The sequence below is a fragment of the Bradyrhizobium yuanmingense genome (assembly GCF_029167105.1).
Classification (GTDB): Bacteria; Pseudomonadota; Alphaproteobacteria; order Rhizobiales; family Xanthobacteraceae; genus Bradyrhizobium; species Bradyrhizobium yuanmingense_A.
In genome coordinates, this window is the sequence record NZ_JARFML010000087.1 from 1 (window position 1) to 6016 (window position 6016).

General features: G+C 57.4%; 4 protein-coding genes. 1 reads left to right on the forward strand and 3 read right to left on the reverse strand.

Translation table 11 applies throughout. The features are described from left to right. Positions 1-281: 281 nt before the first annotated feature. Both P0R31_RS40330 and P0R31_RS40335 read right to left on the reverse strand, forming a co-directional pair. Complete coding sequence (locus P0R31_RS40330; RefSeq protein WP_275521141.1) at positions 282-773, reverse strand: nucleoside 2-deoxyribosyltransferase; 492 nt, start codon at positions 771-773, stop codon at positions 282-284. 12 nt (positions 774-785) lie between these two features. Then, complete coding sequence (locus P0R31_RS40335) at positions 786-2618, reverse strand: hypothetical protein (protein ID WP_275521143.1); 1833 nt, start codon at positions 2616-2618, stop codon at positions 786-788. A 282-nt stretch (positions 2619-2900) separates the two neighbouring features. Here P0R31_RS40335 and P0R31_RS40340 point away from each other — a divergent pair, with 282 nt between their 5' ends. Then, positions 2901-3107: a hypothetical protein gene (locus P0R31_RS40340; protein ID WP_157287949.1), complete on the forward strand. Its 207-nt coding sequence runs from the start codon at positions 2901-2903 to the stop codon at positions 3105-3107. Positions 3108-3248: 141 nt separating this feature from the next. On the opposite strand, the gene P0R31_RS40345 is transcribed toward P0R31_RS40340, so the two are convergent. Next, positions 3249-6016: non-ribosomal peptide synthetase (locus P0R31_RS40345; RefSeq protein WP_275521145.1), on the reverse strand; the 2768-nt coding region annotated here is incomplete at its 5' end.

A 6016-nucleotide genomic window follows, 5' to 3' on the forward strand; every position in this document is an offset into this window, starting at 1 on the left:
GGCTCAACCTGATCGAGGGCTTCTTCTCCAAATTTGCTCGCTCAGTGTTGCGCCACATCCGGGTGACATCAAAACACGAGCTGAAGCAACGCATCATGGCCGGCATCGACGACGTGAACCGCCATCCGGTCATCCACACCTGGTCCTATAAACTCGCCGAGGCCGCCTGATATGATTCGAACCAAGGAAACGCTCGACTAGGTTGGATCCGTCTTGGGCCAATGATCGGACACGCGCAATCTCGATTCAATCACCACCAGCCAAGCTTTCGGTAAGCAGGGTCAGCTTAGCTTTCGCGCTGCCGCACGTATCGCCTCCGCGGCGCTATCAAACAGTCCGGCTATCGCGCACGATATCATCAGGTTCTGGTTGAGACCGAAATCCTCGACTTCGAGCTCTTGTTCGTCCCTCAACCGCCGATCGGGGCCTCTCTTCGCCGATATTCGCCGAGCGAGAGGGCGAATGTCGCGGCTGTATGCGAAGATTGGGAGAGCTATAGCGTTAGCGAAGCCGATCTCGAAGGCAGTCCCATCATCAACATGCGGCCCCCTAAACGGAGAAACGTCGGCAACGACAACGTCGCATCCTCGAAGGCAGCTAACGTTGTGCTCAAATATTCTCTGGGCCCCGACATCGGACTCCAATTCATCCAAAGGAAACACGCCGATCAGACCGTGTTCGGCACAAACCTTCTTGAGCACATTTCCTTCGTTGAGTGCATTGGGCAGGAAGACCGTAGGTCCTGCGAGGTACACTCTCTTTGCGGTATGCATCTCTCGGCTCCGTTATTTGAGCTTCAGTTCCGAAATTAGGCTGGCATCACGAACGGCATCTAACGATACCGTTATAGGCGAACCGACAATCCTCCAACGCGACGCATCAGAGTTTTGTCTGGCATCCAGCGTCGCTTCAAACAGCGGATCGCCGTGGAGGCTAATTACGACGCCATGATCGCCCGGCGGACAGTGCACCATCTGCGCAGTGCCTGTTGCATCCTTCCAGAGTCCGACTGCCCAACTGGGTTCTCGCGATCCCTTCTCTTCTTGCGACATTCTTTCGAGCGCAGCGTTTGACCTCGATATCAACCCCCGAGAAGTAAATGTTAGAACCGAGCTGCCAGGATCGTCTGAAAGCGCCGTCGCATAACGCGCGGACCACCGAATAGGGATTTGCGGTCCATCCATGAGGAGCACGAATACCAAATTCGGTCCAATAGCCCGCAACACTTCATGGCATGGATCGCTACGGGCGAGGTCTTCGCAGATCATCGTAGTGAATACCGACGCACTCCGAATTACCTTGACGTGAATCTCACGCTGCTGAAGCACAATTTTCTCCCACCACAGATATCGTGGATCGAGAGCTTTAGTGAGGTCGTAGCTAATGAGTTGATGCGAGTCCAACCGCCACCGATGGTGTTTGGCGCGACTGGTGGTCGCTGCCATCCTGGTGGATTGATCGTTTTTGGTCTCATCAAAAAAATGAGACGAAAGTGCGAAATTTCCCTTTTCTCCCGCGCAGTTGTCGCTCGAGCCTGCAACAAAAAATTCTACATCAGGATGCTTGTCCCGAAGATTGTCTGCGACTGCCTTATACGATTTCCAATCTAGAGCATATTCTGGGAAAACAACTCCGTTGATACTCCCCGATTTCGCTCTGGCTTGGTCTAGGAGCAGATCGACCATTCTTACGACAGACTGTGGATTTCTCGGCAGCCAGTGCTGATCGAGCGTAAACCAACCCCACGGCTTGGCTCGACCGGATCTTCCGACCTCGTCTTCGCTGATCACCTTCTCACCTTGAAACCATTCGGCATCAAGCTCGAATGGATACGGTATTAAGAGCAAGCGAAGATCGGTCCGAGATTCTGGCAACATATATTGAGGTGGCCGCTGCCAATGCGCACGCATCTCGCCTCGCGGCGGAAGAAGCGCGAGATTGTGAGCCAACGTGCGGGGCGTGCAGCCCACCTCGGGCGTGTGAGATTTCGGCTGGACGCAGACGACGTCGCGATCCGCCATTAGGCAAATGCTTGCAATCTGCCTGTCAACGCGACGGTGGCGATCTGACGGAGTGATGCCGTCCGACGAATTGCGCAAACAATAGTCCACAGTGAGGGCAACCCAACTCCCGTGCCAATCGCTCTGTTTGTCGTCCACATGGATGTAACCAACGTTCTCGCAAGCCTCGTCGGCTATGGCCATAAGCGCCCAACAAACCTTCCACCAGCTCGGGGCCGGCTTTCCTGCCTCGGGCTCCTTGAAGACTGGCTCGTTCCTAGATTTCCATAACTCTTTCCAAAGAGGCTGTATTTCGCTTGGCAGTTCGGGGTATTGCTTCGCCCAACTTTTTCCAATTCGCTGCCAGTTCTGGAGATCGGCGTCTTCAATGCAGACGCACGCTTCGCTCCATGCGTCACGAGCGCCTCGCGGCACAAAATAGTGATAGGCGCCCCCGACTTGGAGCAACAGGGCGGCAACCGCAAAGAGATCCGGGGGGAAACTCGCCGCGTCCTGCAGCCTCTTGTTCTGCTGATCAGGGCCGTCGGGAAAAACCCAGGAAATGACCGCCCCGACGCTCAGAAACCTCGGGCCAGCTGAAGGAGAAAATGGAGGCATTTTCAATAAGATGGTTAATTGGGAACAGGAAGGCAGTTCCGCATTTATCTATCATGACAAGTTTGTAAGCAAGGGTTGTGCAGCGCAGCGTTTCAACTTAAATAAGCACCAGAGGAGCGGCGCCAGTGCGACGCCCCGACGCGGGCGAGAAGATCATCTGCCTCGACTCAGAAGCGCGCATGTGTTTTGCTTGAACCACGAACGCTCTGGCGTAGACGGACGATTAACTGGATGACGCGAAGCTGATACCGTCATCTGATTCGTTCTTGCAAAAGGTGAACCGTGACTATCCTGGTTGATGAAGCGTACGAAGAAGCAAATCGCCGTTCCGCAAATTGGGCGGGCGAGATGGTTCGTCGTCGTTTTGCCGAGGTTTACGGCGCTCGCGGCGAGCAGGTCCTGACTGAAATTCAGTCGCGGATGGAATCCAACATCCGCAGCGATGGACGTTCGGACCCAAAGGCGACGGACAAACTATCGCAGAAGTGATTCTGGAGTCTGCGATCGAAGAGAAAAGCCCCGGCACTCCAACCGGGGCTTTTGCGTTGATGCACCCAGATGATTGCACCCATCGCTTCAACGCTGACAGCGGGTGCCTTGACACCGTGCCCGCGATTAAAGAACGGACGTCTATTTCAGAGTCCCGATTAATGCCGTTGAGATCGCCCGACCCAGAACTTGGCGGTTCTCGCGGACATCCATCATAGTCACGTGGTCGCCTGGAATCGGCACGGCATGAATGGCCTTTGCACTTAGAATTCGGTCCCAACCCCGCAAAGGCGAAGTTGCTTCTGGACCTAGCGACGTTCTTCGAGAACGTGTCCGACTGCTAAGAGGCCGGTTCGCATAGAACTGGTGTATCTCAACTGAGAGGTACGGAACTTGATATAAGCGCAGCGCCTGTTGGAACTGCGTGGCCCTTTCATACGTCAGAATATCATTGCGTAGATCACGCTCCGGCGTGATCGCCCCCATCTTTTGAGCCTTTTCAAGCAGTCCGGAAATTGTGCTTTGTCCAGCGAAGCGGTTGAGGATTTCGAACTTCTCGTCATTCAATTCGAGAGACTCCAACGCTAGTTCTTGTATCATTTGGGTGGGTGATGTTCTTGATGGACTTGCAAATAACACAACGTCAATCAGGCCGATGAAGGAAACAGCTTCGTTGAGGTTTAGTAAGTGCTGCGCGATTGCATAAGCCAAGATTCCTCCTGATGAGTATCCAGACAACCGATATGGACCTCGTGGCTGGATCTCGCGAATCGCCAAGCTCGCTTGCGAGGCGATCTTTTCAAGAGTTGAAAATTGAAATGCACTGAATTGCGGCCATGGCAAAGCGTAGACAGGACAGTCGACGTCCATTTCTTGCGTCAAACTGGGGACATAGGAGCAATCGCCCAAACCTGTGGGAACAAAGAACAGCGGCGGCTGCAATCCGATTTCTCGAGCACAAATCGCTCTCAAACAGCTGGGCTGTGGCGCCAAATGAACTTTCGATGCAACGTCCTTCAGAAGGGGGGCTTGGAAGAGGTCGGAGGCGCTGAACTTGAGCCCGAGATCGACTGCGCGACTGAGCAGTTGCACCACTAGGAGCGAGTGGCCGCCCAGTTCGAAGAAGTGGTCGTTGCGTCCGACCCGCTCCAGCCCGAGAAGCTCGGCCCAGATCCGTGCCAACGCCGTCTCGACTGCGCCCTGCGGCGCCTCATAGGCCGCCCGTGCATAGGCACCGTCAGCCGGCGGCGGCAGTGCCTTGCGATCGAGCTTGCCGTTCACCGTCAGCGGCAGCCCCGATAGCCGCACGAACGCCGACGGCACCATGTAGTCCGGCAGCCGGCTACTCAAGTGCGCGCGCAAGGTGTTGGCAAGGTCAGGGCCATCCACCTCGTCCGATTGAGCTTCGGGCGCACATACCACATAGCCGACGAGGTGCTTGTCGCCGCGGCGATCCTGTTGCGCCACCACCACCGCCTCGCGCACCAAGGCGTGTTCGCAAAGCCGCGCCGCGATCTCGCCCGGCTCGATGCGGAAGCCGCGGATCTTCACTTGGTCGTCATTGCGGCCCAGGAACTCCAGATTGCCGTCCGGCAGATAACGCCCGAGGTCGCCGGTCCGGTACAGCCGATCGCCGTCCACAAAGGGACTGGCGATGAAGCGCTCGGCCGTCAGCTCGGGGCGGTTCAGATAGCCTCGCGCCACTCCCGCCCCGCCAATGTAAAGCTCGCCCACCGCCCCGAACGGCACGGGCGCGCCATGCCCATCCAGCAGGTACACCCGCGTGTTCGCAATCGGACGGCCGATCGGGACCACTGCCCCATTAAAATCAGCCGGACAATTCCAGACTGTTGCGCAGACTGTTGTTTCGGTCGGGCCATAAGCGTTGACAATTGATGCCGGGGCAAGACTTTGGATCAGTTCAGCCTTCGGCAGCTCTCCAGCAAGAATGAGAACTTGTGAAGTCAAACATTCCAGATTCTTGCTTGCCTGAAGCATCGCTGGGGGTAGCGTCGCATGGGTGATGTCTTCGCTCCGGAGATAATCCGAGAGCTTGTCACTCGCTTGACGGATCTCGTCCGCAGGCAAGTGCAATGCGGCTCCAGAGCCAAACGCCATAGCAAGCTCCCAAGCGCTTGCATCAAACCCAACGGAGGCGAACTGCACCACGCGCCTGTTGGAAGAAGCGCCAAAAAGTCCGACCTGAGCCAACATCAGATTGACCAACCCCCGATGCTCGACCATCACGCCCTTTGGGTTTCCGGTTGAGCCTGAGGTGTAGATCACATAGGCGAGATGGCGCGATGTGAGGCCAAGCGTGCGCGGGTCGGGGTCCGAAGCCGGCCGTTCGGCCCAGGCCGGCGTGGCCGTCTTCAGATCGACCACTGTCACATCGATCAGCACCTCGGGGCCGAGTGCGGCGCGGCCGGCGGCATCGCAAAGCAGCAGCCGCGGCGCGGCATCGCCCAGCACCTGGCGCAGCCGCTGAGATGGGTAGGCCGGATCCAGCGGCAGATAGGCGCCCCCCGCCTTGAGGATCGCCAAGAGTCCCACCACCATCGTCGGGCTGCGCTCCAGGCAGATCGCCACGGGCTGATCGGGCCTTACTCCGAGTGCGATCAGATGATGCGCCAGCCGGTTGGCCCGCGCGTTGAGCTCGCCATAGCTGACGCGCTGGTCCTCGTGGACCACCGCCACCGCCTCCGGCGCCTTTTGCACCTGCGCCTCGAACAGCTCATGGATGCACCGCTCCGACGGATAGGCCGCCGCGGTCCGGTTCAACTCCTCCAGCAGGTAGCTGCGTTCGTCAGCCGGCAGGATGTCGAGCTCGCGCACCGGCGTGTTGGGGGCATGCTCCAGCGCCTGCGCCAGTTGCTCGAGCGCCCGCTGCATATAGCTGCAGAGGCGAT

Excerpts from the sequence above, each read along its gene's own strand:
- P0R31_RS40335 (WP_275521143.1), bottom strand. The coding sequence starts at position 2,618 with ATGCCTCCATTTTCTCCTTCAGCTGGCCCGAGGTTTCTGAGCGTCGGG.
- P0R31_RS40330 (WP_275521141.1), bottom strand. The coding sequence starts at position 773 with ATGCATACCGCAAAGAGAGTGTACCTCGCAGGACCTACGGTCTTCCTG.